We start from the raw sequence: 25,013 nt of genomic DNA on the forward strand, positions 1-25,013 counted from the left end.
CGCCCCGCTGACCTGACTTGTTCCGGCCACTTTCAAGGCCATGCCAGGCGCCGCCGTTACGCCAGCGCGTCGGCGAGCAGCGTGTCCACCCAGGCGGGGACCAGCGTACTGGCGGGGCCGTTTCTGCTTTCGTCGAACCAGTCGCTGCCCTCCGAGGGTTCAAGGTTCAGCTCGATCGTGCGGGCGCCATAAGCAGCGGCGAGGCGGACGAAGCCCGCGGCGGGATAGACCGCGCCCGAGGTTCCGATCGACACGAACAAATCGGCCTGGGCCAGCGCTTCCTCGATCCGCGCCATCGCATAGGGCATTTCCCCGAAGAACACGATGTCGGGGCGCAGCGCGGGCGCGTCGCACCGGGAACAGGCCGTGCCGGGTGGGAGCGCGTCCCGCCAGGGACGCCGGGCTCCACATGCCGCGCACAGCGCCGAGCGCAGCTCGCCGTGCATGTGCAACAGTCGGTTGGCCCCCGCGCGCTCGTGCAGGTCATCGACATTCTGGGTGACGATCAGCAGATCGTGCGGCCAGGCGAGGTCGAGCCGGGCGAGCGCTTCATGCGCCGGATTGGGCGCCACCGTTTCCAGCGCGGCGCGGCGCAGATCGTAGAAACGGTGGACGAGCGCCGGATCGCGCGCGAGTGCCTCGGGCGTGCAGACATCCTCGATCCGGTGGCCCTCCCACAGACCGCCGGGGCCACGGAAGGTCGCGATGCCCGATTCGGCCGAAATGCCCGCGCCGGTGAGGATGACGATGTTCATCGTGCTCGCTTCGACCGTTAAGCGCCCAGCCTAGCGCCGCCGCGGCGCCTGCGCCATGTCGCGTAGCACGCGAGCGCGGTTTTCCAGTTCCTGCGCCTCCGATGCCGACAAGCCGTCCGCGCCATACCGGTCGGCAAGCGCGTCAATCGCCCACGCTTCTCGCCGAAAGGCGCGCGCCTCGCCGCGGGTCAGCCGCCCGGCATCGCGCTCGCGCCGGATCACGTCGCGCGTCTCGCGCAGATCCTGCCACGGCCCTGGTTCCGGCGGGGTCGTGCGAATGTCGATCGGCCGACGGGGCAGATCGATCGGCGGTCCGTTCCGCGGCGCGAACTGGGCCGCCAACGGCGCCGGCAGCAACGACAAGCACAGCAGCAAAGCAACTCGCATCGCGGATCCTCCCTTTTGCGCCGATTCATAACGCCGTGAGCTGAACGCGAGCCGAACCCCTTGGCACCCCTACCCTCGATCTGCCATGCGACCGGCAAGGAGCAGGCGATGGTAGCGATCGGCATTTTGGGCAGCGCGGGGCGGATGGGGAGAGCGATCGCCGCCGCCATTCCCGAATATGATGCGCGACTCGCGGGCGGGGTCGACGCCGGGGGCGACGTTCGTGCGCTCGCCGAGGCGGCCGACGTTCTGGTCGATTTCACCCATCCCCGCGCCCTCCCCGGCAATCTCGCGGTCGCGGCCGAAACGGGGACGCCGATCCTGATCGGCACGACCGGCCTTTCCCCCAACGATCACGCCGCGATCGACGCCGCCGCGCTTGAGATCGCGGTGCTGCAGACCGGCAATACCTCGCTCGGCGTCACTCTGCTCGCGCGGCTGGTACGCGAGGCGGCGGCGCGGCTGGGGCCGGGCTGGGACATCGAGATCGTCGAGATGCACCACCGCGCCAAGGTCGACGCGCCCTCGGGCACCGCCCAGCTGCTCGGCGCGGCGGCGGCGGAAGGGCGCGGCAGCAGCCTGGGCGAGCTCGCCGTGATCGGCCGCGCCGGGCTGACCGGGGACCGGGCCGAGGGGACGATCGGCATCGCCTCCTTGCGCGGCGGCTCGGTCGCGGGGGACCACCAGGTGGTGTTCGCCGGGCCGGGCGAGCGCATCGAGCTCGGCCACCGCGCCGAGAATCGCGAGATTTTCGCCCGCGGCGCGATCACCGCCGCGCGCTGGCTCGCCGGGCGGGCGCCGGGGCGCTATACGATGGCGCAGGTGCTCGGCCTATGAACAAGGCGCAGGTTATCGAGTTCTATAGCCGGCTCGCCGCCGACAATCCGCATCCCGAAACCGAGCTGCTATCGGTCAACACCTATACCCTGCTCGTCGCGGTCGTGCTCTCGGCGCAGGCGACCGACGCGGGGGTCAACAAGGCGACCCGGCGGCTGTTTCAGCAGGTGACAACGCCGGAGCAAATGGTCGCGCTTGGCGAGGAGGGGCTGAAGGAGCACATCAAGACGATCGGCCTGTTCAATTCCAAGGCCAAGAATGTGATCGCGCTCAGCGAAGCGCTGATCGCCGAGCATGGCGGCGCGGTGCCCGCCGACCGCGACGCGCTCGAAAAGCTCCCCGGCGTCGGGCGCAAGACCGCCAATGTCGTGATGAACGTCGCGTTCGGGGCGGAGACCTTCGCGGTCGATACGCACTTGTTCCGCGTCTGCAACCGCACCGGCCTCGCCAAGGGCAAGACGCCGCTCGCGGTGGAGCTGAAGCTCGATAAGGCGACGCCCCAGCCCTTCCGGCTCCATGCGCATCACTGGTTGATCCTGCACGGTCGTTACACTTGCAAGGCCCGTACCCCCGAATGCTGGCGATGCAGCGTCGCCGATCTGTGCGCGTTCAAGCAGAAGACACCCGCGCCCACCAAGCGGGTAAAGGAGGTGTGATGCGCGTCGCGCTTTTCTTGGCCCCGCTCGCCTTGATGGCGGCCGCCGATCGCCCGATCCCGGCGGCGAGCCCCGTGGGAGCGCCCGAACTCTGCCTGCCCCGGCACCGCATCCAGAACAGCATCGTCCGTTCGGACCGCATCATCGACTTCGTGCTGTTCGGCGGCAAGGTCTACCGCGTCACCCTGGCGCAGGAGTGCCCCGATCTCGGCTATCAGCGCGGCTTCGCTTATGCCAGCACCGGCAACCAGCTGTGCGCGAGCGATCAGATCACCGTCGTCAACACCGCCCCCGTCCCGGCGGGCGCCCGCTGCGCGCTGGCGCCGTTCCAGCCGGTGACGCTTACGGGCGGTTGGAAAGCCGCGCGCTGAGCGCCACGGTCGATCGCAGGAAAGCCTGATGCCGCAAGCCAAGACCAGCCTCAATTTGCCCTCGCTCAGCATGGATTTCGGCGCGCTCTATTCGGAGAGCCTATACTGGCTGCGCCATCATTGGATCGAGATCGCGATCGCCGCGGTGGTCGCGGTCATCACCTACATCGTCATCCGTGCCGCGCGCCGGGCAAGCGTGGCGCTGTGCAACCGCGATCGGCCCGGCAAGCTCGGCTGGTGGCGGATCGCGGGGCGAACCTTGTCGCGCACGGGGCGCTTCTTCGCGCTCGCGGTGGCGCTCGAACTCGCGCGGCGGATCGCGGTGCCGCCAAGCGGCTTGTCCGACGCGGTCCACGCGCTGTTCATCATCGCCGGGGTGTTCCAGGGGGCCTTGTGGGCGCGCGAGCTGATCCTCGGCATCGTCGAGGCCAATGCCAGCGACGACGGATATGCCGGGGAGACGCTGGGCAGCGCGATCAATATCGTGCGCGTGCTGGTGAGTTTCGCGGTGTTCGCGATCGCGCTGGTGGTGGTGCTCGACAATCTCGGGCTGAACGTCACCGGGCTGGTGGCGGGGCTTGGCATCGGCGGCATTGCGATTGGTCTCGCCGCGCAAGGCATTTTCGGAGACCTGTTCGCCGCGCTCGCGATCATCTTCGACAAGCCGTTCCGCCGGGGCGACGTGATCAGCTTCGACCAGACCACCGGGACAGTCGAGCAGATCGGGCTCAAGTCGACCCGCGTCCGCCCCGCGAGCGGCGAGCTGCACATCATCGCCAACAAGCAGCTGCTCGATAAGTCGATCCAGAACATCACCCAGCGCGACCATCGCCGTAACCGCTTCGTGCTCGGCGTGACCTACCAGACCCCGCCCGAGCTGATCGACCGCCTGCCCGATATCCTGCGCGAGGAGGTCGAGCGCTGCGGCCAGCGGTTCGCCCAGGCCGGGTTCGCCAACTTCAACGCCTCCAGCCTCGACGTGGAACTGGAGTATGACACGCCGAGCGCCGATTTCGCCGCCTGGTACAAGGCACGGCATGACGTCGGCATCGCGATCCTGAAGCGCTTCGCGGCGGAGGGGATCGAGTTCGCTTATCCCACCCAGACCACGTTCACCGCCGCGCCGGACGGGAAGATGGTAATGCCCTATGCCGCACCGGGGGCGGCGAGCTAAGCTACACCAGCTCGAGCGCAACCGCCGTCGCCTCGCCGCCGCCGATGCAGAGCGAGGCAAGGCCGCGCTTGCCGCCGGTTTTCTGCAGCGCGGAGATCAACGTCGCCATGATCCGCGCGCCACTCGCGCCGATCGGGTGGCCCAGCGCGCAGGCACCGCCATGGATGTTGAGCTTGTCGTGCGGGATGCCGAGCTCGCGCATCGCGATCATCGCGACGACCGCGAACGCCTCGTTCACTTCGAACAGATCGACCTCGTCGACCGCCCAACCCGCCTTGGCGAGCGCCTTCTTGATCGCCGGCACCGGCGCCGTGGTGAACTTGGCGGGCTCATGCGCGTGCGCCGCGTGCGCCACGATCCGCGCGACGGGGGTGAGGCCGAGCTTCTCGGCGGTCGACTGGCGCATCATCACCAACGCCGCCGCGCCGTCCGAAATCGACGAGGCATTGGCCGCCGTGACCGTACCGTCCTTGGCGAAGGCGGGCTTGAGCGTCGGGATTTTGGCGGGATCGCCCTTTTGCGGCTGCTCGTCCTTGTCGACCGTCACCGCGCCCTTGCGGGTCGTGATCTCGACCGGCACGATCTCGCGATCGAACGCGCCGCTCGTCTGCGCGGCCTTGGCGCGGGTGAGCGAGGTGATCGCGTAATCGTCCTGCTCGGCGCGGGTGAACTGATATTCGGCCGCGCTATCCTCGGCGAAATTGCCCATCAGTTTGCCGGGCGCATAGGCGTCCTCAAGGCCATCGAGATACATATGGTCGATCAGCCGATCATGGCCGATCCGCGCGCCGCCGCGATGCGCCAGCGAGAGATAGGGCGCGTTGGTCATGCTTTCCATGCCGCCCGCGACGACGATGTCGGCCGAGCCGGCAGCGAGCGTGTCGTGCGCCATGATCGCGGCCTGCATTCCCGAACCGCACATCTTGTTCACGGTCGTCGCCTCGACGTGAAGCGGCAGCCCGGCCTTGAGCGCCGCCTGACGCGCCGGCGCCTGGCCGAGCCCGGCCGGCAGCACGCAGCCCATATAGATGCGCTCGACCGCTTCGCCGGACAGTCCCGCGCGCTCCAGGGCGGCGCCAACCGCCGCCGCGCCCAGCTCGGTCGCGCTCGCGCCGGCCAGGGCGCCCTGAAAGCTGCCCATCGGCGTGCGGGCGTAAGAGACGATGACGATCGGATCGGCGGCCATGCGAGCGGACTCCTGGAATAAGGTGCCCGCGCATCTAGGATGAATAAGCGGCGGTTTGAAGCCGGAAGCATGACGGAACCCCAAGCCCGCCCCGCGCGTCTCGCTCGCCATGGCCGATCCGCTCACCATGACCCTGAAGTGGGCGGCCTCCGGCTCCGGGATGATCGCCGCCGCGATGGTTTCGCTCGATCTGGGGCGCAAGATCACGGGCTATGGCTTCGTCCTGTTCATCGTTTCGTCGATCTGCTGGATCTCGGGCGCGCTGTTGACGAAGGACGCGGCGCTCGCCACCCAGAACGCGGTGCTGTTCGGGATCAATCTGCTGGGTGTCTATCGCTACCTCATTCGCAAGCGCCCTCCCGGCTGAGCCCTGGCGCTGGGCGGTGCTGCTCGGGCTGCTCGGGGCGATTTTCGGGAGCTTCATCGCCGCTTTGGTGATCCGCTGGCCGCAGGAGCGATCGGTGCTCGGCGGGCGATCGGCGTGCGACGCCTGCGGCGCGACGCTGCGCGCGCACGAGCTGGTACCGCTACTCTCCGCCTTGTGGCAGCGCGGGCGGTGCCGGCACTGCGGCGCGGCGATTGACGCACGCCATGGACGGATCGAGGCGGCGGCGTTGCTGATCGGCCTCAGCGCCGGCTGGATCGCCCCGGGCGTTGAGGGTGTTGGCGCGGCGGTGTTCGGCTGGCTGCTGCTCGCGCTCGCCGCGCTCGATCTCGCCGAGTTCTGGCTGCCCGATGAGCTCAACCTTGCGCTCGCTCTCACCGGCTTGGCGAGCGCCGTCCTCGGCCTTGACCCACCGCTCTTGGATCGGCTGATCGGCGGTGCCGGCGGCTTCGCGCTGCTCTGGGCGATCGGGGCCGGCTACAAGGCCGCGCGCGGCCGCGATGGGCTGGGCGGCGGCGACCCCAAATTGTTCGGCGCGATCGGGCTGTGGCTTGGCTGGCGACTGCTGCCCTTCGTTCTGCTCCTCGCCGCGCTGATCGGGCTCGGCGTCGCCGGCTTTCGCCTGATGACGGGGCGAGCGGTACGCGCCGACGACGCGCTGCCGCTCGGCACCTTGCTCGCGATCGCGGCTTACCCAGCGGAGCTCGCCATGCTAAGCGCGAGCCCATGAGGTTGTTCCCCGCGTTGCTGTTGCTCCCCGCGGCCGCGCTCGCCGCCGAAAAGGCGCCGCCCCGGCCGCTGCCGCGTTCGGTCGATGGCCTGCCGATCGGCGCCATCCCGCCCCAGGAGCTTCCCGCGACGGGCTGCGCTGCGTTTCTGTGGACCAACACCACCAACCGCGCGCTGATCGCGATGGCGAACGCCGATCCGGCGCGCATCCGCTTCGCCCCCGCGGGCACGCTCACCGATCTGGTGCGCACCGCGCAACAAGGCGGCGGCAATTATGGCTTCGCGACGCACAGCGATTATGCCGGCGGCGATTATCAGCTGTCGCTCGACATCGAAATCGTCGAGCGCGGCGATCTGAGCCAGGGCGCGGTGATCCCGGCCGGATCGCTGCGGATCGAGAAGACGGGGGCCGATACGGTGATCGTGCCGGTCGTCGGCATCATCGGCTGCGCGAATTAGGGATTATGCGATTTAGGGGAAGTGCCATGGCGTCAATGACCGAAACCCTGGCCGCGCAACGCGCCGCCTTCACCGCCGAGCTGCCGGTGTCGCTGAGCGTCCGCCGCGACCGCCTGAAGCGCGCGGCGGCAATGATCCGCGACCATGCCGAGCGTTTCTGTACCGCGCTCAGCGAGGATTTCGGCCACCGCAGCCGCGAACAATCGATGCTCACCGATATCGGCGGCTCGATCGCGCCGATCACCCATGCGCTGAAGCAGCTCGACGGCTGGGCGCGGCCCGAAAAGCGGCCGGTGCAGTTCCCGCTCGGCCTGCTCGGCGCGAAGGCGCGGGTGGAATATCAGCCCAAGGGGGTGATCGGGGTGATCGCGCCCTGGAACTTCCCGATCCAGCTGGTGATGGCGCCACTCGCCGGCATCCTCGCCGCCGGCAACCGCGCGATGGTGAAGACCAGCGAGTTCACGCCCGAAACCGCCGCGCTGTTCGAGGAAGTCTGCCCCCAATATTTCGCGGCCGACGAGCTCGCTTTCTTCTCGGGCGGACCCGAGGTGGGCAAGGCGTTCGCCTCGCTGCCCTTCAATCACCTGCTGTTCACCGGCGCGACCGGGATCGGCCGTCATATCCTCCACGCGGCTGCCGACAATCTGACGCCGGTGACGCTCGAACTTGGCGGCAAGTCGCCGGTGATCCTGGGTAAATCGGCCGATGTCGCGCGCGCGACGGGGCGCGTGGCGACCGGCAAGATGCTCAACGCCGGGCAAATCTGCCTCGCGCCCGATTACATGCTCGTGCCCGAGGAGCGCGAAGGCGCGGTGGTCGAGGGGCTGAAGACCGCGACCAGCGCGATGTACCCCAGCCTGCTCGCCAACCCCGATTACACCGCGATCGTGAACGACCGCCATTTCGAGCGGCTGAACGCCTGGCTCGACGATGCGCGGGCGAAGGGCGCGAAGGTCGAGACGGTGAACCCGGCGAACGAGGATTTCGCGAGCGCCAACAGCCGCAAGATGCCGCTCCATATCGTCACCGACGTCACCGACGACATGACGATCATGCAGGAGGAAATCTTCGGCCCGATCCTGCCGGTGAAGCGCTATGCCGGCGGCATCGACGCCGCGATCGACGAGGTCAACCGCCGCGACCGGCCGCTTGGGCTCTATTATTTCGGCGACGATGCCGGCGAGCAGCGCCGCGTGCTCGATCGCACCATATCGGGCGGGGTGACGGTGAACGACGTGATCTTCCACGTCTCGATGGAGGAGCTGCCGTTCGGCGGCATCGGCCCCTCGGGCATGGGCGCCTATCACGGGCATGACGGGTTCAAGACCTTCAGCCACGCCAAGGCGATCTACGAACAGCCCAAGCTCGATGTCGCGAAGCTCGCCGGGTTGAAGCCGCCTTATGGCAAGGCGACGATGGCGAGCGTGAAGCGGCAGATGAAGGTTTGAGTTTTTTGGTTCACGCAGAGGCGCGGAGAACGCAGAGGGAGCGTTGAGCGCTCAAGACGGCGCGAAGCGCCTACAAATGTAGCGATCAAAGCGCCTACGGCGCGGGCTATAGCCCTAGGCACCTGATTTACCTTCTCTGCGATCTCCGCGCCTCTGCGCGAACCAAAACTTCGCGTCTCCGCGTCTCCGCGTGAACCGATCAAACCTCTTCCAAACTCAGCAAAGTCGTATTCCCACCCGCGCTCGTCGTATCGATCGAGACGTGCCGTTCGAGGCAGAAGCGCGCGAGATAATGCGGCCCGCCCGCCTTGGGGCCGGTGCCCGAAAGCCCCTCGCCCCCGAACGGCTGCGAGCCGACCACCGCGCCGATCATCGAGCGGTTGATGTAGAGATTGCCCACCCGCGCCTGCTGCTCGGCGACGTCCCAAGACCCGGCGATGCGGCTGTGAAGGCCCATCGTCAGCCCGTAATTCTTGGCGTTGACCCGGGCGATCGTCTCGGCGAGCTGCCCGGCGGGCCAGGTGGCGACGTGGAGGATCGGACCGAACCATTCCTGAGTGAGCTGTTCGGGCGAGTCCAGCCGGATCAGCGTCGGCGGCACGAATAGCCCGCTCGCCGGCGCGGGGACGGTCTTCACGATCCGCCCCGCCATGCTCTCGCGATAGGCCATGAGCTTGTCGTAGGCGGCCTGGTCGATCACTGGGCCGATGTCGGTCGCGGGATCGGCGGGGTCGCCCAGGCGCAGCAGGTCCATCGCCCCGCTCAGCATCTCGATCACCCCTTGCGCGATCTCCTCCTGCAGCAGCAGCAGCCGCAGCGCCGAGCAGCGCTGGCCCGCCGAGCGGAACGCGCTCGTCACCACATCCGCCACCACCTGTTCGGGCAAAGCGGTTGAATCGACGATCATCGCGTTGATCCCGCCGGTCTCGGCGATGAGCGGGACGATCGGGCGGTTCTCATCCTCCAGCAGCGCGCGCGCGATCTTCTTGGCGGTCGCGGTCGAGCCGGTGAAGGCGACGCCGGCGATGCGCGCGTCCGCCACCAGCGCCGCGCCCACCTCCGGGCCACCGGGCGCGAGAATCAGCGCGTCCGCAGGCACCCCCGCCTGATGCGCGAGTTGCACCGCGTAGGCGGCGATGCGCGGCGTCTGCGGCGCGGGCTTGGCGACGACGGTGTTGCCGGTGACGAGCGCCGCCGCCGTCTGCCCGAGGAAAATCGCGAGCGGGAAATTCCAGGGCGAAACCGTCGCCCACACCCCGCGCCCCTCCATCCGCAGCACATTGCGCTCGCCGGTCGGCCCGGGGAGCTCGCGCGGCTGGAGCTGTTCGCGCGCCTGCGCGGCATAATAGCGGCAGAAATCCACCGCCTCGCGCACTTCGCCAAGCGCGTCGGGGATGGTCTTGAACGCTTCCTGCACCGCGAGCGCCATCAGTTGGTCGCGATGCTCTTCGAGCAGATCGGCGAGGCGTTCGAGGCACTCGGCGCGGGCTTCGACGGGCTGGGCGGACCAGGCGGGGAAAGCGGTGGCGGCGCGGGTGATGACTTGTCCTAAGTTAAGCCCCTCCCCTGCGGGAGCATCGGGTGAACCGTGCCCCGCACGGTTCAGGCCAGGCTGGGAGCCTGACCGACGCGATGCTGGGTTGGGGTGGGGGCTTCCCGGGCCGAACGCAGCGCCTGGCCCACCCCCACCCCCAACCCCTCCCCCAACCCCTCCCCCAACGGGGAGGGGCTTTGAAATTGCGTTAGCCGTCTTCGCCAACACCCCCCGGTCGCTCAGATCGAGCCCTGCCGAATTCCGCCGTCCGCCGCCGAACAAATCGGTCGGCAGCGGGATCGCCGAATGCCGCGCGCCGCCGATCGCCGCGACCTTCTCGACCGGATCGGCCAAAATCTCCGCCTCGCTCAGCCGTTCGTCGGCCAGCTGGTGGACGAAGCTCGAATTGGCGCCATTCTCCAGCAGCCGCCGGACGAGATACGCCAGCAGATCGCGGTGCCCGCCCACCGGCGCATAGATGCGGCAGTGATAACCGCGCTCGCGCACCAGCCGCTCGTACAGCCCGTCGCCCATACCGTGCAACCGCTGGAACTCGAACGCGCGGGCATTGCCCGCCCAGTCCATGATCGTCGCGACGGTCAGCGCGTTATGGCTGGCGAAAGCGGGGCGGATGTTCGGCGCCTCCAGCATGTCGCGCGCGCAGGCGAGATAGGAAACATCGGTCGCGGCCTTGCGCGTGAACAGCGGATAGTCGCTCAGCCCCTCCACCTGGGTGCGTTTGATCTCGCTGTCCCAATAGGCGCCCTTCACCAGCCGCACGTTCATCACCCGGCCAAGCTCGTCGGCCCAGGCGATCACCGGCCGCGCGCGCTTGCCATAGGCCTGCACCGCCATGCCGAAGCCTTCCCAGCCCTTGAGCTGCGGCAGGCCCGCGACTGCGCCGATGATGTCGAGGCTCATCTCCAGCCGCTCGCTCTCCTCCGCGTCGACGGTGAGCGCGATGCCCTTCCCCGCCGCCTGCACCGCGAGCGCTTCGAGCATTTCGGTGAGCGCGGGGACGCACTCGCCCCAGCGCGCGACTTCATAGCGCGGGTGGAGCGCCGAGAGCTTGACCGACACCGAATGCCCCGCCGCCGGATCAGCGCCGACCGCGTCGATCGCCGCGACATAGGCCTGGAAATAGCGTTCGGCATCGGCCTGCGTGCGCGCGGCCTCGCCCAGCATGTCGAAGCTGGCGGTAAAGCCCTGATGCTCGGGCTTCTTCATCCGCCGCAGCGCTTCGTCGATGGTGCGGCCCATCACGAAGATTTCGCCCATCATCTTCATCGCGGCGCCGACCGCCTGGCGAACAAAGGGCTCACCCGCGCGCGAAATCAACCGGCGTAGCGTCGATTGGCGCGCGCCCTCCCCCACCAGCGCGCGGCCGAGCACCAGACCCCAGGTCGCTGAATTGACCAGCGCCGAGTTGGAGCGGCCGGCATGGGTTCGCCAATCGGCCTCGCCCAATTTGTCGGCGATCAGCAGATCGGCGGTTTCGGGATCGGGCACGCGCAGGAACGCCTCGGCGAGGCTCAGCAGCGCGACGCCCTCGCTGGTGTTGAGCCGATATTCCTGCAGGAACTGGTTGACCCAGCCCTTCCCCTGCGCCGCGCGCAGATCGGCGAGCAGCCCGCCGGCGTGGGCGACGATACGCTCGCGCGATTCGGGCGTGGCGCGCGCGCGCTCGATCAGCGGTTTTAGAACCTGCGGTTCGGCGGCGCGGTACAGCCGGGCCATGGTTTCGCGCGGGGTGGACGCTAGGGCAGCCGTCATCTTCCAAACCTCGGTCTAAGGCGCTTGCGAGGCCGGGGGCCAAGCGCCTATTGCTGGCGCCGCCTATGCAAGGAATTGAGCCGGAGGGGAATGGGATGGCGACGATCACGATTCAGGAAATGGCGGCGAGCCAAGTGGGCCACGAGCGCGTCTCGGACTGGGTCGAGGTGAGCCAGGAGATGATCGACAAATTCGCCGACGCGACCGGCGATCACCAGTTCATCCATGTGAACCCGCAAATGGCGGCGATGACGCCGTTCGGCGGCACGATCGCGCATGGCTTCCTCACCCTGTCGCTGATGCCGCTGCTGTCCTCCAAGGTGCCCGACGCGCCGCAGATCGAAGGCGTGAAGATGGGCGTCAATTATGGCGGCAACAAAGTACGCTTCATGCAGCCGGTGCGTTCGGGCAAGCGCGTGCGGGGCCGCTTCAAGCTGCTCGAACTGGCCGAAAAGCGTCCCGGCCAGTGGCAGCAGGTCAACGAGTTCACGGTCGAAATCGAAGGCGAGGAAAAGCCCGCGATGATCGCCGAATGGATCAGCCAGATTTTTGTGTGACATACATCTAGCCCTCTCCCGCCCGCGGGAGAGGGCATGGGAGGAAGCCGCCTATGGCCCGGATGGAACCGCTCACCAAACCATACCCGCCCGCGTTCGACGCAGCGATGAAAGTCCTGATGCGCGGCGCCGAGCCGCTGGTGCTGTTCACCACCCTCGCCAAGCATGAACGCGCCTGGGGCAAGTTCGGCGGCGGCTCGCTGCTCGACAAGGCCTCGCCGCTGTCGATGCGCCAGCGCGAGATCGTGATCGATCGCACCACGGCCAAGTGCGGCAATGAATATGAGTGGGGCGTTCATATCGCCGGCTTCGCGCCGCATGTCGGGCTCAGCGAGGCACAGGTCCACGCGACTGTCCATGGCGGGCCCGAGGCCTGGGACGATCCCGCCGAGGCGGTGCTGATCGCCACCGTCGACGCGCTGCTCGATCACAAGAAGCTGACCAGCGCCGAGTGGGAAGCGCTCCGCGCGCATTATGACGAAGCGCAAGCGCTCGAAATCATCCAGCTGGTGGGCTTCTACCATGGCGTGTCGCTGATCTGCGGCGCGCTCGATCTGCCGCTGGAGCCCAACGCCGCCCGTTTTCCCGACGCCTGAAGGAGAGACCTTATGCGTTCCGCCGTGATCGTTTCCACCGCCCGCACCCCGATTGGCCGCGCCTATCGCGGCGGGTTCAACAACACCCCTTCGCCCACGCTTTCCAGCCATGCGGTGAAGGCCGCGGTCGAGCGCGCCGGGATCGACCCCGCGCGGGTCGATGACGTAGTGTGGGGCGCCGCCCTCCAGCAGGGCGTGCAGGGTGGCAACCTCGCCCGCAACGTCGCGCTGCGCTCGGGGCTCGGCATCGGCGTGCCGGGCATGTCGCTCGACCGCCAGTGCGCGAGCGGCCTGATGGCGATCGCCACCGCCGCCAAGCAGGTGATCGTCGATAACATGGACATCGTCATCGGCGGCGGCTGCGAATCGATTTCGATGGTGCAGACCCCCGAAATGCGCATCGGCCCCGACAAGGAGCTGATCGCGATGCACCCGCACGTCTATATGTCGATGCTGCAGACCGCCCAAGTGGTCGCCGAACGCTACAATATCAGTCGCGAGGTGCAGGACGAGTACGGCTTCCAATCGCAGCAGCGCACCGCCGCCGCGCAGGCCGCCGGGCTGTTCGACGCCGAAATCGTCCCGGTGACGGCGACGATGGCGATGGTGAACAAGGAAACCAAGGAAGTCACGCATCACGAAGTGACCGTGACGAAGGACGAGGGCAACCGCCCCGAGACGACGCTCGCCGGCCTGAACGGCCTGCAGCCGGTGCTCGGCCCGGGCACCACGATCACCGCCGGCAACGCCAGCCAGCTGTCGGACGGCGCCTCGGCCAGCGTGGTGATGGAGGAAAAGCTCGCCGAAAAACTCGGCCTCACCCCGCTCGGCCGCTATGTCGGCATGGCGGCGGCGGGCACCGAGCCCGACGAGATGGGCATCGGCCCCGTCTATGCGATCCCCAAGGCGCTGGAGCGCGCGGGCCTGAAGATGGACGATATCGGCCTGTGGGAGCTGAACGAGGCGTTCGCGGTGCAGGTGCTCTATTGTCGCGACAAGCTCGGCATCCCCAACGAGCTGCTCAACGTGAATGGCGGCTCGATCTCGATCGGCCACCCTTATGGCATGACCGGCGCCCGCTGCACCGGCCACGCGCTGATCGAGGGCAAGCGGCGCGGCGCGAAATATGTCTGCGTCACGATGTGCGTCGGCGGCGGCCAGGGCGCGGCGGGGATTTTCGAAGTATTGTAAGCTGTCTGCCGGGCGGGGGTGACGCTTCCGCCCGGCATGGCATAACATTCGCGGAAATTGCCGCCGTTTAGCCGATCCAGCAAGCCAGCCAGACGCATAAACCACCTGATTTGCGTTAGTTTACCCGGCCTCGATGACGTGTTTGTCGGCGCCGACCCGGCGGCGAAAGAGCCTTGCGGCGCAGCCATCCGTCAAAGGCGCCCGACCGTATGGCCGGCGGAAGATCTACCCGGTGCGCCAAAATCGCCATATGCGGGTGGGTATGCGCTCGCACGCTGACGGCCAATGGCGGTCTTGACCGCCAAGATCGCCTCTATTTCTCCGGCAGATACCCTTTCAGCCCATCGGTCAGCTCGCGGGCGACCGCGTCGATATTGAGCTTCCACAGCCGCTCGATCGGCAACCCCGCGACGCCGCCCTTGGTACGAAACTGCTTGGTCAGGCTCGCGGCAATGGCGCCGCGCTCGGCCTCGGTCACCTTCACGCCCTCGGGGCTCTTGGGGCGTTGCGCCGCACCCACCTCGCGCCGCACCGCCTGCAGATAACCACGCATCCAGCCGGAAAGCTTGGCATAACCGGCCGGCTCGCCATGCCCGGGCAGTGTCCGCGCGCCGCTCGGCACCCGGCTCTTCAGATCGTCGAGCTGCGCTAGCCATTCGCGCGTGCGCGCCTCGGCCAGCCAGGGGACATAGCCGGTAGTGGCGACATCGCCCGACACCAGCAGCTTCATCTTGGGCAGCCAGAAAGCGGCGACGCCGACGCTCTCGCCATCGCCCAGCACCAGCGCGCGGACCTCGATCCCGTCGACCGCGACCGCCTCGTTATCGCGCAGCACGCGGGTGAAGTGCGGCGGCGGCAGCGCGCCGGGCGAGGCATCAGCCGCCAGCTTGAGCAGGCCCTGGGTATCGCCGCCAATCTCGGCCGCGGTCGGCGCGCTCGCATAGACCGCGGCTTGCGGGAACGCGGCGGCGACGAGACCGAGCCCGGTCACATGATCGGGATGCGGGTGAGTGACGAAGATCGCCGCGACCGGCTTTCCCGTCGCCTGCAGCGCCGCGATCAGTTGATTGGCGTTCGAGGTATCGCGCTGGGCATCGAACAGGATCAGCTGGCCATGCGGCGTTTCCACCCACCAGCTGTTCACCGGCCCCTCGCCGCTCGACGTATAGCGCCCCTCGGCTGGAGCGGCGGCGGCGATCGCGGGAGTCGTGAAAACCAGTGCCAGCCCGAGTGCGGCGGCACGCACTAGATCATGCATTTATGAACGGTCCCTTCATCATCCCCGCGAAAACGTGGTGCCCTTATGCTTCGTTCCGGTGCGCAAGGAAACCCGCTGCCAGCGGGGCGTTGTTCTTCGTGATTAGCAACCAGGAGTTGGATCATGGCTGAACACGACATCATCGACCGTTTCTTCCGCGCGCTGAAGCACAGCCCCTTCATCATGATCGGGCTGGACGACACCCCCGATCACAGCCAGCCGATGACCGCGCAGACGCTGGAGGATCGGCAGAATCGGCTGTGGTTCTTCACCAGCCGCGATAATCGCCTTGCGGTCGGCGGGGCTGCGATGGCGCAGTTCGTGAGCAAGGAACATGATTTCTTCGCGTGCCTCCATGGCACTTTATCGGCGGACGAGGACCGGGCGATGGTCGACCGCTTGTGGTCGAAGCAGGTCGAGGCGTGGTTCCCCGGCGGGAAGGACGATCCGAAGCTGCTGCTGCTCCGCTATGATGTTGAAAGCGCTGAATTCTGGGAAGGCGATGTGTCGCTCACCGGTCAGGTGAAGATGCTGTTCGGCGGCACGATCAAGCCGAGCGAGACGGGGGAGCATGCCGAGGTGAGCTTGGGGTAACGGACCAAAGCCATTGCATCGCCCCAGCTTTCGCTGGGGCGACTCCCTTGTCCGTTGGGCGTTTATCCCGAGCGAAGCAGCGCCACCCCCGCATCGCGCTCGAACAGATAGAGCGCGATGCGCGCCGCCTGCCCGCGCGCGCCACTCAAGCCGCCGTCGCGGTCGATCAGCAGGCGGGCGTCGTCGGTGGCAACAGGCAACAGTTCCTGGAGCAATTCGGGCGTCGCCAGCCGGAACATCGCCTCGCCCGATTGGCGCGTGCCGAGCAGCTCGCCGCCGCCGCGCAGCCGCAGATCCTCCTCGGCGATGCGGAAACCGTCATTGGTGTCACGCATCAGTGCGAGCCGCGCCCGCGACGTTTCACTCAGCGCACTCCCCCGGATCAGCAGGCAGTTGGAGGCGCCCGTCCCCCGCCCTACCCGCCCGCGCAATTGATGGAGCTGGGCGAGGCCGAAGCGGTCCGCCGCCTCGATCACGATCAGCGTCGCGTTGGGCACGTCGACGCCGACTTCGATCACCGTTGTCGCGACCAGCACGCCGAGGCGTCCGCCGGCGAAGTCGGCCATCACCCGGTCCTTGTCCGGCCCCTTCATCCGGCCATGCACCAGCCCGACCTTGCCCGGGAAGCGGCCGCTGAGCGCCTCGGCGCGGGCCTCGGCGGCGGCGAGATCGGTCTTCTCGCTTTCCTCGACCAGGGGGCACACCCAATAGGCCTGGCCGCCGCCCTCCAGATGCCGGCCGAGCGCGGCGACCACCTCGTCGAGCCGATCCTCGCTCAGCACCCGCGTCTGGATCGGCTGGCGCCCGGGGGGCATCTCGTCGAGCCGGCTGACGTCCATCTCCCCATAGAGCGCGAGGGTGAGCGTGCGCGGGATCGGCGTCGCGGTCATCGCGAGCAGATGCGGGTTCTGGCCCTTGTTGGTCAGCATCATCCGCTCGGCGACCCCGAAGCGGTGCTGCTCGTCGACGACCACCAGCCCAAGATCGCGATAGCCGACCGCCTCCTGAAAGATCGCGTGGGTGCCGATCAGAATGTCGATCGAGCCATCGGCCAGCCCCATCAGCACGCCCTCCCGCGCGCGGCCCTTGTCGCGCCCGGTGAGGACCGCAAGGTTCACCGGCAGCCCGCTCATCAGCCGCTGGAGATTGTCATGATGCTGGCGGGCGAGGATTTCGGTCGGCGCGAGCAGCGCCCCTTGCGCGCCCGCCTCCACCGCGATCAGGAGCGCCATGGCGGCGACCAGCGTCTTGCCCGAGCCGACATCGCCCTGGAGCAGGCGCAGCATCGGCGCGCTCTGGGCGAGGTCGCCCTCGATCTCGGCGGTCGCGCGCGCCTGCGCGCCGGTGGGGGCGTAAGGCAGGTTGAGCATCGCCCGCAGCCGCCCGTCGCCCGCCAGTGCCCGCCCCTTCCGCGCACGCGATGACGCTCGCACGAGCATCAGCGCGAGCTGGTTGGCGAACACCTCGTCATAAGCGAGCCGCGCTCGCGCGCTCGCGTCCTGCGGATCGGCATGGATGCGCGCCAGCGCCGCGCGCCAGGCGGGCCAATCGCGACGGGCGAGCAGGCCGGGCTCGATCCATTCGGGCAGCATCGGCGCGCGCTCGATCGCTTGCGCGGCGAGCTGCCCCAACCGGCGCGACGTCAGCCCTTCCGAGAGCGGGTAGATCGCCTCGCGCCCGCCAATGCTGCCGGCTTCGTCCAGCGGCAGCACATAATCGGGGTGGATGATCTGGAGTTCCTGCCCATACATTTCCAGCCGGCCAGAGACGCGGCGCGGCTCGCCCAAAGGCAGCAGCTTCTTCACCCAGCCGGCATTGCCGCCGAAATAGACGAGGCTCACATAATTGCCCTTGGCGTCGGTTGCATGGCAGCGCACCGGCCCCCGCCCGCTGCCGCTCTGCCGGTAATCGACGGGGGTGAGTGTGATCGCGATCGTCCGTCCGGCGTCCGCCATATCCAGTTCCTCGACCGCGACGCGGTCGATCCAGCCGCTCGGCAGATGCAGCGCCAGATCGAGCACGCGCGCGATCTTTAGCCGTTCCAGCGGCTTGGCGAGCGCCGGGCCGATGCCTTTGAGCACCGTGACTTCGGCGAACAGCGGATTGAGGATTTCGGGGCGCATGACTATCTCGCCCTAATCCAAGCTGGCGGCGTTCTCCAAGCGCTGCCGGCCAATCGCCTATGGGGAACCCGATGGACCGCGAGACGAGATTGAAGCGCCTGCGCTACCGCGCCTGGCACCGGGGCACCAAGGAGGCGGACCTATTGATCGGCGGCTTCTTCGATGCCGCGCATCAACGTTGGGGCGATGAAGACATGATGCTGTTCGAGGCGCTGCTGGAGGAACAGGATGTCGACATCATGGCCTGGGCGATCGGCACGGCGGAGGCGCCGGCGCGGTTCCGGGGGCCGATCCTGGAGGCGCTGAAGGCGCTGAATTATGTGCCGGTGGCGGAGTAAGGGCCACCCTCACCCAACCCTCTCCCGCGAGCGGGAGAGGGCTTTGACAAGAATGATTGAATAGCCCTCTCCCCCTTGGGGGAGAGGGTTGGGTGAGGGGGTGAGGCAACCGCGCCCCCGCCGACAACGACCGAGACCCCCATGCCCGACCTGCAAAAAATCCTCACCGCCGCGCACCCCCTCACCCTGGCAGGCGTCCCGTCGGGCTTCGTCCCCTGGCTGCTTGGTGACCTCGCCCGCGCCGCCGGGCGGGTGGTGCTGATCGCGCCTGACGAAGCGGCGATGCGCGCCGTCGCCGCGACCGCGCCCTATTTCGCGCCCGATCTCGCGGTACTCAGCTTCCCGGCTTGGGACTGCCTCCCCTATGACCGCGCCTCGCCAACGCTGCGCACCATGGCCGAGCGCGTCGCGACGCTCCATGCGCTGCAGGCGAAGAGCGAGCAGCCGCAGCTGATCCTCACCACGGCCAACGCCGCGACCCAGCGCACCCTCACCCCGTTCCGCATCCGCCAACTGGTGGCGAAGCTCGCGCCCGGCGAGCGCATCGCGCGCGATCGGCTCGCGCTGATGCTGCGGGCGAACGGCTATCACCGGGTGGAAACGGTGACCGATCCGGGCGAATATGCGGTGCGCGGCGGGCTGGTCGATCTGTTCCCGAGCGGTGCCGAGCAGGCGCTGCGCCTCGATTTCTTCGGCGACGAGATCGAGAGCGTGCGCACCTTCGATCCCGCCGACCAGCGCACCACGGGCCGGATCGACGGCTTCACCCTGCTCCCCGCGTCCGAGGCCCTGCTCGACGAGGACAGCGTGAAGCGCTTCCGCAGCCGCTACCGCGAACGGTTCGGCGCGAGCGCGACCGGCGATCCGCTCTATCAGGCGGTGTCCGAAGGCCGGCGCCTGGCGGGCATGGAGCATTGGCTGCCGTTGTTCGAGGAACGGCTGGCGACCCTGTTCGATCATCTGGGCGACGATGCGCTCTTCCTACGCGACGCCGGCGTCCCCGGCGCGGCCGAGGCGCGATTCGAGGCGATCGCCGATTACCACGCCAACCGTGTGAAAGCGCAATCGGCCGATCCCGGCAGCTACCGCCCGCTGCCCCCCGAGCTGCTCTACCTTGCCCGCGAGGATTGGGCCGAGCGGCTGGAGGCGGCCAAGGTCCATCTGCTCACCCCGTTCCACGAGCCTGAGAGCGACCGGGTGATCGAGTTCGGCATCGACGGCCCACGCGATTTCGCCCCCGAACGCCAATCGGGCGCGAACGTCTATGAAGCGGTCGCCGATCACGCCGCCAAGCTCGCCAAGGCCAAGAAGAAGCTGGTGCTCGCCAGCTACTCCCCCGGCGCGCGCGAGCGGCTGGCGGGGCTGCTCGCCGATCACGGTGTCAAGCGGCTGATGAAAGCCGAAAGCTGGCAGGAGGCGCAAGGGCTTGCCGCCTCGGGCAATGTCGCGCTCACCGTGCTGCCGCTCGACCATGGCTTCACCGGGCCGGAACTGGCGCTGCTCACCGAGCAGGACATGCTGGGCGACCGGCTGGTGCGCCGCGCCAAGCGCCGCAAATCGACCGACGCTTTCCTCGCCGAACTGGCGACGCTCTCGCCCGGCGATCTCGTCGTCCACAGCGATCACGGCATCGGCCGTTATACCGGGCTGATCTCCATCCCGGTCGGCCAAAGCCCGCATGATTGCGTCGCGCTCGAATATGCGGGCGGCGACAAGCTCTATGTGCCGGTCGAGAATATCGACGTCCTCACCCGCTATGGCAGCGACGAGGGCGCGAGCCTTGACAAGCTGGGCGGCGAAGCCTGGCAGCGGCGCAAGGCGCGGATGAAGGAGCGCATCCGCGAAATCGCGGGTGAGCTGATCGCGATCGCCGCCGAACGCGCGCTGCGCGAGGGCGTGGTCGCCGAGCCGGACGAGAGCGGTTATGCCGCCTTCGTCGACCGCTTTCCGTTCGAGGAAACCGACGATCAGGACCGCGCGATCGTTGATGTGCTCGGCGATCTCGGCGCGGGCAAGCCGATGGACCGGCTGGTGGTGGGCGATGTCGGCTTCGGCAAGACCGAAGTGGCCCTCCGCGCCGCCTTCGTCGCGGCGATGGCCGGGCTGCAAGTGGCGGTGATCTGCCCCACCACGCTGCTCGCGCGCCAGCATCACCAGAATTTCGGCCAGCGGTTCGAAGGCTTTCCGCTTAAAGTTGGGCGCCTCTCGCGCCTCGTCACCGCCGCCGAGGCCAAAGCGACGCGCGAGGCGTTGCAGGACGGGACGATGGATATCGTCATCGGCACCCATGCGATTTTGGCGAAGCAGGTCGAGTTCAAGCGGCTGGGCCTTGTGGTGGTCGACGAGGAGCAGCGCTTCGGCGTGACGCACAAGGAGCGGCTGAAGGCGCTGAAGAACGACGTTCACGTCCTTACCCTCACCGCCACCCCGATCCCGCGCACGCTGCAAATGGCGATGTCGGGCCTGCGTGAGCTCTCGGTGATCCAGACGCCCCCCGTCGATCGCCTCGCGGTGCGCACCTATGTGATGCCTTGGGACCCGGTAGTGCTGCGCGAGGCGCTGCTGCGCGAACATTATCGCGGCGGGCAGAGCTTCTTCGTCACCCCGCGCATCGCCGATCTGCCCGAGATCGAGGAGTTTCTGCGCGAGTCGGTGCCCGAGGTCCGTTATGTCGTCGCCCACGGCCAGATGGCGCCGACCGAGGTCGAGGAGCGCATGTCGGCCTTTTACGACAAGAAATTCGAGGTGCTGGTTTCAACCACCATCGTCGAATCGGGGCTCGACATCCCCAGCGCCAACACGATGATCATCCACCGCGCCGATCGCTTCGGCTTGGCGCAACTCTATCAGCTGCGCGGGCGCGTCGGACGATCGAAGACGCGGGCCTATGCCTATCTCACGACGCCGGCTGATCGAGTGATCACCGAGACCGCCGAGAAGCGCCTGAAGGTGCTGAGCGACCTCGACTCGCTCGGCGCGGGGTTCCAACTGGCGAGCCATGACCTCGACATTCGCGGCGCCGGCAATCTGCTCGGCGACGAGCAATCGGGGCATATCAAGGAAGTCGGTTACGAGCTTTACCAGTCGATGCTGGAGGAGGCGATCCTAGAGGCCAAGGCCGGCGGCAAGCTGAAGCAAAGCCGAGACTTCTCGCCGCAGATCACTATCGACGCGCCGATCCTGATCCCCGAGGATTATGTTCCCGATCTCGATCTGCGCATGGGCCTCTACCGCCGCCTGAACGAGATCGACGCGCCGCAGGGAATCGAAGCCTTCGCCGCCGAATTGATCGACCGCTTCGGCGCCCTGCCGGATGCGACCGAAAATCTCGTGCGCCTCATCGAGATCAAGCTCCACGCGAAACAGGCGGGCATCGCCAAGATGGAAATTGGCCCGCGCGGCGCGCTGGTGAGCTTCCATGAGGATCGCCCGCCGAACGTTCCGGGGCTGCTCGCTTATGTCGAACGGCTGGGGGCGATCGCGAAGCTGCGGCCCGACAGCAAGTTCGTGCTGACGCGCGCCTGGGGCGATCCGAAGGCACGGCTGAACGGCGCGCTGCAGCTGGCGAAGGGTCTTGCCAAGGCGGCGGGGTAATTCCTACCGCCGCTTGGCCCGCCCGGCCGGGCGCGCGGGGCGATTGTCGTTCGCCGCGCGCGCGGTCTGTGGCAGCACCGCGAAGGTCCATTCGCTCTCAGGCTTCAGATATTTCTTCGCCGTATCGCGCAGTGCCTCGGGCGTCACGCCCGCGAGGTCGCGGCTGAACCCGCGCAAGGCCTCGATCCGGCGTGGATCATAGGTCGCCCATTCGAGGTTGGTGAACCAGAAGGTGTTGCCGGTCGCGATGCGCGAGATCAGCTGGCGATAGGGACCGATCGTGCGTTGCAGCTCGTCCTGCCCGATCGGGTTGGCAGCGAGATCGGCGGCGATCTCACGGCTCAGCTTGAAGAAGAAGTCGAGCTTGTCAGGCGGCACCTGGCCGATGCCAAGGATACGTCCGCCGCTCGCCAGGCCGACGGGCCAGCTGCTCTGGACGTTGGGCGAATAGCTCGCGCCCGCGTCCTGGCGGAGTCGCTCGAACAACCGATCGGTGAAGATCTGCGCGATCAGGTCGAGCCGACGCGATTCGCTGATCCCCCCCACCCCGCCGCCGGTCGGCCAGGCGATCACCGCCACCGCTTGATTGTCGGGGCCGGTATGGGTGCGCGTGACCGGGCGGGTGACGTGCGCGGCGAATTTCGGGCTGGTCGGCGGCTCGAGTGTATCGCCGCGCGAGGGCAGTGCGCCGATGGTCTGCGCGGCCGCCGCGATTGCCTCCTCGGCCCTCACGTCGCCGAAGATTTGCAGCTCCACCGGGCCGGTCTTGAGCAGTGGCTCCCAAAAGGCGCGGAACTGCGCCGGGGTCGCCGCTTGGATCGCCGCGCGCGAGGGCGTCGCCCAGCGCTGGTCGCCGGCGCGGAGCAAGCCTTCCAGATCATGCCCCAGCACCCCCTGCGGCGACGATTTATAGCCGTCATAACCGAGCAGGGTCGCGGCCTTGGCGCGCTCGAACGGCGCCGCGTCCCAGCGTGGCGCGTAGAGCTTCAACGCGATCAGCCGCAGCTGATCGGCCAGATCCTGTGGCGAGGTCGTCGCACCGAGCACGAAGGCGTCGTCGTCGATCGCGAAGTCCAGTCCGATCCGCCGACCGTTGGTCAGCTGGTCGAGCGCTTCCTGGTCGAGCGTGCCGATCCCTGCCTGGACTAGCGCGAGCGGCGCCGCCCACAGCGGCGCCGGCTTGTCGGCGGGTAGCGCGTTATAGCCGCCGCCGAAGCGGACGCGGACATAGACGCGCCCGGCCTCCGCATTGTTGGCGAACAGCATCAGCCGCGCGCCATTGGCGAACGTCACCTGCTCCATCCCCAGGTCAGACAGCGCCTGCCGCGCTACGACCTTGCCGGGCGCGGGAAGTGCGGGAAGCTGCGACCAATCGGCCTTCACCAACGGCCCGCGCTTGGTGCCAAGCTTCGATACATCGGCCTTCAGCGCCTGGGTCAGCTTGGTTGCGGCGGCGGGATCGGGGGTGCGGGTGTTGACGATCGCGCGCAACGCCCCCTGCATCACCCGCCGGGTCGAGGCCTGAATCGCCTGGGGCGTGAAGAAATTGGCCTGCTTTGCCCCCTGGAGAATCTGATAGGCGGTTTCGGGGGTGGTGACGGTTTCGCGAATGTCGAGCGCGCTGCCCAGATCATCGGCCTGTTTCGCCCCGGCTTCCGCGCGCGCGGTTTCTACCTGGGTGCGCAGCAGCGTGTCATACTCGGCCACCTCGCGATCGATCTCGGCCTGATCGGGCAGGGTCGCCTCGGCATCGGCGATCACCGCGCGCACGTCCTTCAACGCCGCGACCCAGTCGGTCGTCGGCACCACCGAGATGACGGTCGCATTGGCCGAACGCTGGATGTCGTCGATCGCGACATTGGCTTCGATGAAGCTGCCGCCACTGCGCGCGCGCTGTTCGAGCCGGCGGCTGATCAGGCGTAGCGCGATCACATCGACCATGCGCTTCTGGTTGAACAGCACGGTATCGGCGTTGAACACCCAGGGGCGCATGAAGCCGACCTGCACCAGCGGCGGGATCGCGGTTTCGGCGGTCGCGCGGGTGATCGGCTTGCTCGGATCGGGCTTGCCGAAATCGGGGTCGGGCGGATTGTCGCCCTTGCCGCGCCAGCTCGAGAAATTCTTGGTGACGAGCCGTTCCATCAGCGCCGGATCGACATCGCCTGACAGGATCACCACCGCGCGCTCGGGGCGATACCAGCGATCGTGGAAGGCGAGCACCTTGTCGGCGGTCGCCGCCTGAAGCGTCTTGATCGTGCCGATCGGTGAGCGATCGGCGAGCGGCTGGCCGGCGAACAACGTCTCGCGCACCGCGTCCGAAAAGCGCACCTGCGGCCCCGGGGCCTCGCGTTGTTCGGCAAGCACCACGGGCCGCTCGGCATTCAGCGCCTGGTCGGTGATGTTGGGCTGGCTGACCATGCCCGAGAGGATTTTGAGGCTCTCGTCGAGCCCCGCCTCGGTCGCGCCGGGCAGGTCGAGCTTGTATGTGGTGGAAACCGGCGAGGTGACCGCGTTGGTGTCCGAACCGAAGGTCGTCCCCAGCCGCTGCCACACGCGCTTTGCCTCTCCGTCGGGCACATAGGCGGAGCCGCGGAACGACAGATGCTCGATCAAGTGCGCGAAGCCGCGCTCGCTTTCATCCTCATAGAGCGATCCGGCGTCGATCCGGACCCGCACCGCCACCTGGCCCGGCGGCACCCCGTTGCGCCGCACCGCGTAGCGCAGGCCGTTGGGCAGCTCGCCAAAACGCCAATCGGGATCGGGGGTGATGTCGCTGCCCTTATACAGCCAACCCGGCGCCTGTTGCGCGGTAGGGCGGGCGGTCTGCTGGGCGATACCGACGCCGATCGGGAGCAACAGCGTGGCGAGGGCGAGGAAAGCGGCGGGCAACCGCCGAAACGCATGAGTCATCCAACTCGTTTAGCCGCGCCCGGGGCCATGCGCCAGCGTCCGACGCCGGACCTTTACCAGCGCCGGTCATTTCGATGGCGAAAAGCTCCAAGAAGCCGCCGTGATTTGCCATTATTTCGCCGAATGAGAGCATTAGCCGCCATGTCGAACAAGAGCAG

The 25,013-nt window shown here is 67.9% G+C and carries 21 protein-coding genes; 14 read left to right on the plus strand and 7 right to left on the minus strand.

Features of this window, described 5'->3' with window-relative positions; genetic code table 11:
• Positions 1-56: 56 nt before the first annotated feature.
• Together K2X73_RS09500 and K2X73_RS09505 are read right to left on the minus strand one after the other, a co-directional pair.
• The gene (locus K2X73_RS09500) at positions 57-755 is read right to left on the minus strand and encodes an NAD-dependent deacylase (RefSeq protein WP_294110241.1); all 699 of its coding nucleotides are present in this window, start codon (positions 753-755) and stop codon (positions 57-59) included.
• Between the two features lie 30 nt (positions 756-785).
• Complete coding sequence (locus K2X73_RS09505; protein WP_294110243.1) at positions 786-1,142, minus strand: hypothetical protein; 357 nt, start codon at positions 1,140-1,142, stop codon at positions 786-788.
• 108 nt (positions 1,143-1,250) lie between these two features.
• Here K2X73_RS09505 and dapB point away from each other — a divergent pair, with 108 nt between their 5' ends.
• From dapB to K2X73_RS09525, 4 genes are read left to right on the plus strand one after another with little or no spacing between them, the layout of a single operon-like run.
• On the plus strand, positions 1,251-1,979 hold the full coding sequence (gene dapB, locus K2X73_RS09510) for a 4-hydroxy-tetrahydrodipicolinate reductase (RefSeq protein ID WP_294110364.1): 729 nt from the start codon (positions 1,251-1,253) through the stop codon (positions 1,977-1,979).
• Complete coding sequence (nth, locus tag K2X73_RS09515) at positions 1,976-2,635, plus strand: endonuclease III (protein WP_294110244.1); 660 nt, start codon at positions 1,976-1,978, stop codon at positions 2,633-2,635. Before dapB ends, nth begins: the two co-directional genes overlap by 4 nt.
• Complete coding sequence (locus K2X73_RS09520) at positions 2,635-3,006, plus strand: hypothetical protein (protein WP_294110246.1); 372 nt, start codon at positions 2,635-2,637, stop codon at positions 3,004-3,006. Before nth ends, K2X73_RS09520 begins: the two co-directional genes overlap by 1 nt.
• A 28-nt stretch (positions 3,007-3,034) precedes the next feature.
• Positions 3,035-4,180 (plus strand): mechanosensitive ion channel family protein, encoded by a 1,146-nt coding sequence (locus K2X73_RS09525; RefSeq protein ID WP_294110248.1) that lies wholly within the window; start codon positions 3,035-3,037, stop codon positions 4,178-4,180.
• A gap of 1 nt (position 4,181) precedes the next feature.
• Here the strand turns inward: K2X73_RS09525 and K2X73_RS09530 are convergent, their stop codons facing one another.
• A complete protein-coding gene (locus K2X73_RS09530; protein ID WP_294110250.1) occupies positions 4,182-5,366 on the minus strand; it encodes an acetyl-CoA C-acyltransferase in 1,185 nt (394 codons plus the stop codon).
• Positions 5,367-5,475: 109 nt separating this feature from the next.
• Between K2X73_RS09530 and K2X73_RS09535 the strand changes: the two genes are divergently transcribed.
• From K2X73_RS09535 to K2X73_RS09550, 4 genes are read left to right on the plus strand one after another with little or no spacing between them, the layout of a single operon-like run.
• Positions 5,476-5,733, plus strand: a complete 258-nt coding sequence (locus K2X73_RS09535) for a hypothetical protein (RefSeq protein ID WP_294110251.1) — start codon at positions 5,476-5,478, stop codon at positions 5,731-5,733.
• Positions 5,734-5,749: 16 nt separating this feature from the next.
• Positions 5,750-6,481, plus strand: coding sequence for an A24 family peptidase (locus K2X73_RS09540; protein WP_294110253.1), 732 nt, complete (start codon positions 5,750-5,752; stop codon positions 6,479-6,481).
• Entirely contained in the window at positions 6,478-6,939 is a 462-nt protein-coding gene (locus K2X73_RS09545) for a hypothetical protein (protein WP_294110255.1), read from the plus strand. The genes K2X73_RS09540 and K2X73_RS09545 overlap by 4 nt, the downstream gene beginning before the upstream one ends.
• 5 nt (positions 6,940-6,944) lie before the next feature.
• Positions 6,945-8,387: a coniferyl aldehyde dehydrogenase gene (locus tag K2X73_RS09550; protein ID WP_294110258.1), complete on the plus strand. Its 1,443-nt coding sequence runs from the start codon at positions 6,945-6,947 to the stop codon at positions 8,385-8,387.
• Between the two features lie 199 nt (positions 8,388-8,586).
• Here the strand turns inward: K2X73_RS09550 and putA are convergent, their stop codons facing one another.
• On the minus strand, positions 8,587-11,694 hold the full coding sequence (gene putA / locus K2X73_RS09555; protein WP_294110260.1) for a bifunctional proline dehydrogenase/L-glutamate gamma-semialdehyde dehydrogenase PutA: 3,108 nt from the start codon (positions 11,692-11,694) through the stop codon (positions 8,587-8,589).
• 95 nt (positions 11,695-11,789) lie between these two features.
• Between putA and K2X73_RS09560 the strand changes: the two genes are divergently transcribed.
• The 3 genes from K2X73_RS09560 to K2X73_RS09570 all read left to right on the plus strand — a co-directional run bounded on the left by K2X73_RS09560 (position 11,790) and on the right by K2X73_RS09570 (position 14,038).
• Positions 11,790-12,251 (plus strand): MaoC family dehydratase, encoded by a 462-nt coding sequence (locus K2X73_RS09560; protein WP_294110262.1) that lies wholly within the window; start codon positions 11,790-11,792, stop codon positions 12,249-12,251.
• A gap of 107 nt (positions 12,252-12,358) precedes the next feature.
• The gene (locus K2X73_RS09565) at positions 12,359-12,847 is read left to right on the plus strand and encodes a carboxymuconolactone decarboxylase family protein (protein ID WP_294110264.1); all 489 of its coding nucleotides are present in this window, start codon (positions 12,359-12,361) and stop codon (positions 12,845-12,847) included.
• A 12-nt stretch (positions 12,848-12,859) separates the two neighbouring features.
• Positions 12,860-14,038 carry an acetyl-CoA C-acyltransferase gene (locus tag K2X73_RS09570; RefSeq protein ID WP_294110266.1) on the plus strand — a complete coding sequence of 393 codons (1,179 nt, stop codon included), beginning with the start codon at positions 12,860-12,862 and terminating at the stop codon, positions 14,036-14,038.
• Between the two features lie 313 nt (positions 14,039-14,351).
• On the opposite strand, the gene K2X73_RS09575 is transcribed toward K2X73_RS09570, so the two are convergent.
• Entirely contained in the window at positions 14,352-15,296 is a 945-nt protein-coding gene (locus K2X73_RS09575) for an MBL fold metallo-hydrolase (protein ID WP_294110269.1), read from the minus strand.
• Between the two features lie 123 nt (positions 15,297-15,419).
• On the opposite strand from K2X73_RS09575, the gene K2X73_RS09580 reads away from it, so the two are divergent.
• Positions 15,420-15,890, plus strand: a complete 471-nt coding sequence (locus tag K2X73_RS09580) for a pyridoxamine 5'-phosphate oxidase family protein (protein ID WP_294110271.1) — start codon at positions 15,420-15,422, stop codon at positions 15,888-15,890.
• Positions 15,891-15,952: 62 nt separating this feature from the next.
• Here the strand turns inward: K2X73_RS09580 and recG are convergent, their stop codons facing one another.
• Positions 15,953-18,013, minus strand: coding sequence for an ATP-dependent DNA helicase RecG (recG, locus tag K2X73_RS09585; protein ID WP_294110274.1), 2,061 nt, complete (start codon positions 18,011-18,013; stop codon positions 15,953-15,955).
• A 71-nt stretch (positions 18,014-18,084) separates the two neighbouring features.
• Here recG and K2X73_RS09590 point away from each other — a divergent pair, with 71 nt between their 5' ends.
• On the plus strand, positions 18,085-18,351 hold the full coding sequence (locus K2X73_RS09590; protein WP_294110276.1) for a succinate dehydrogenase assembly factor 2: 267 nt from the start codon (positions 18,085-18,087) through the stop codon (positions 18,349-18,351).
• A 141-nt stretch (positions 18,352-18,492) separates the two neighbouring features.
• Positions 18,493-21,945, plus strand: a complete 3,453-nt coding sequence (gene mfd / locus K2X73_RS09595; protein ID WP_294110278.1) for a transcription-repair coupling factor — start codon at positions 18,493-18,495, stop codon at positions 21,943-21,945.
• A 3-nt stretch (positions 21,946-21,948) separates the two neighbouring features.
• Here mfd and K2X73_RS09600 read toward each other — a convergent pair whose 3' ends face one another.
• Complete coding sequence (locus tag K2X73_RS09600) at positions 21,949-24,855, minus strand: M16 family metallopeptidase (RefSeq protein WP_294110280.1); 2,907 nt, start codon at positions 24,853-24,855, stop codon at positions 21,949-21,951.
• Positions 24,856-25,013 lie beyond the last annotated feature (158 nt).

Origin of the sequence: Sphingomonas sp. (assembly GCF_019746665.1) — a bacterium.
Classification (GTDB): domain Bacteria; phylum Pseudomonadota; class Alphaproteobacteria; order Sphingomonadales; family Sphingomonadaceae; genus Sphingomonas.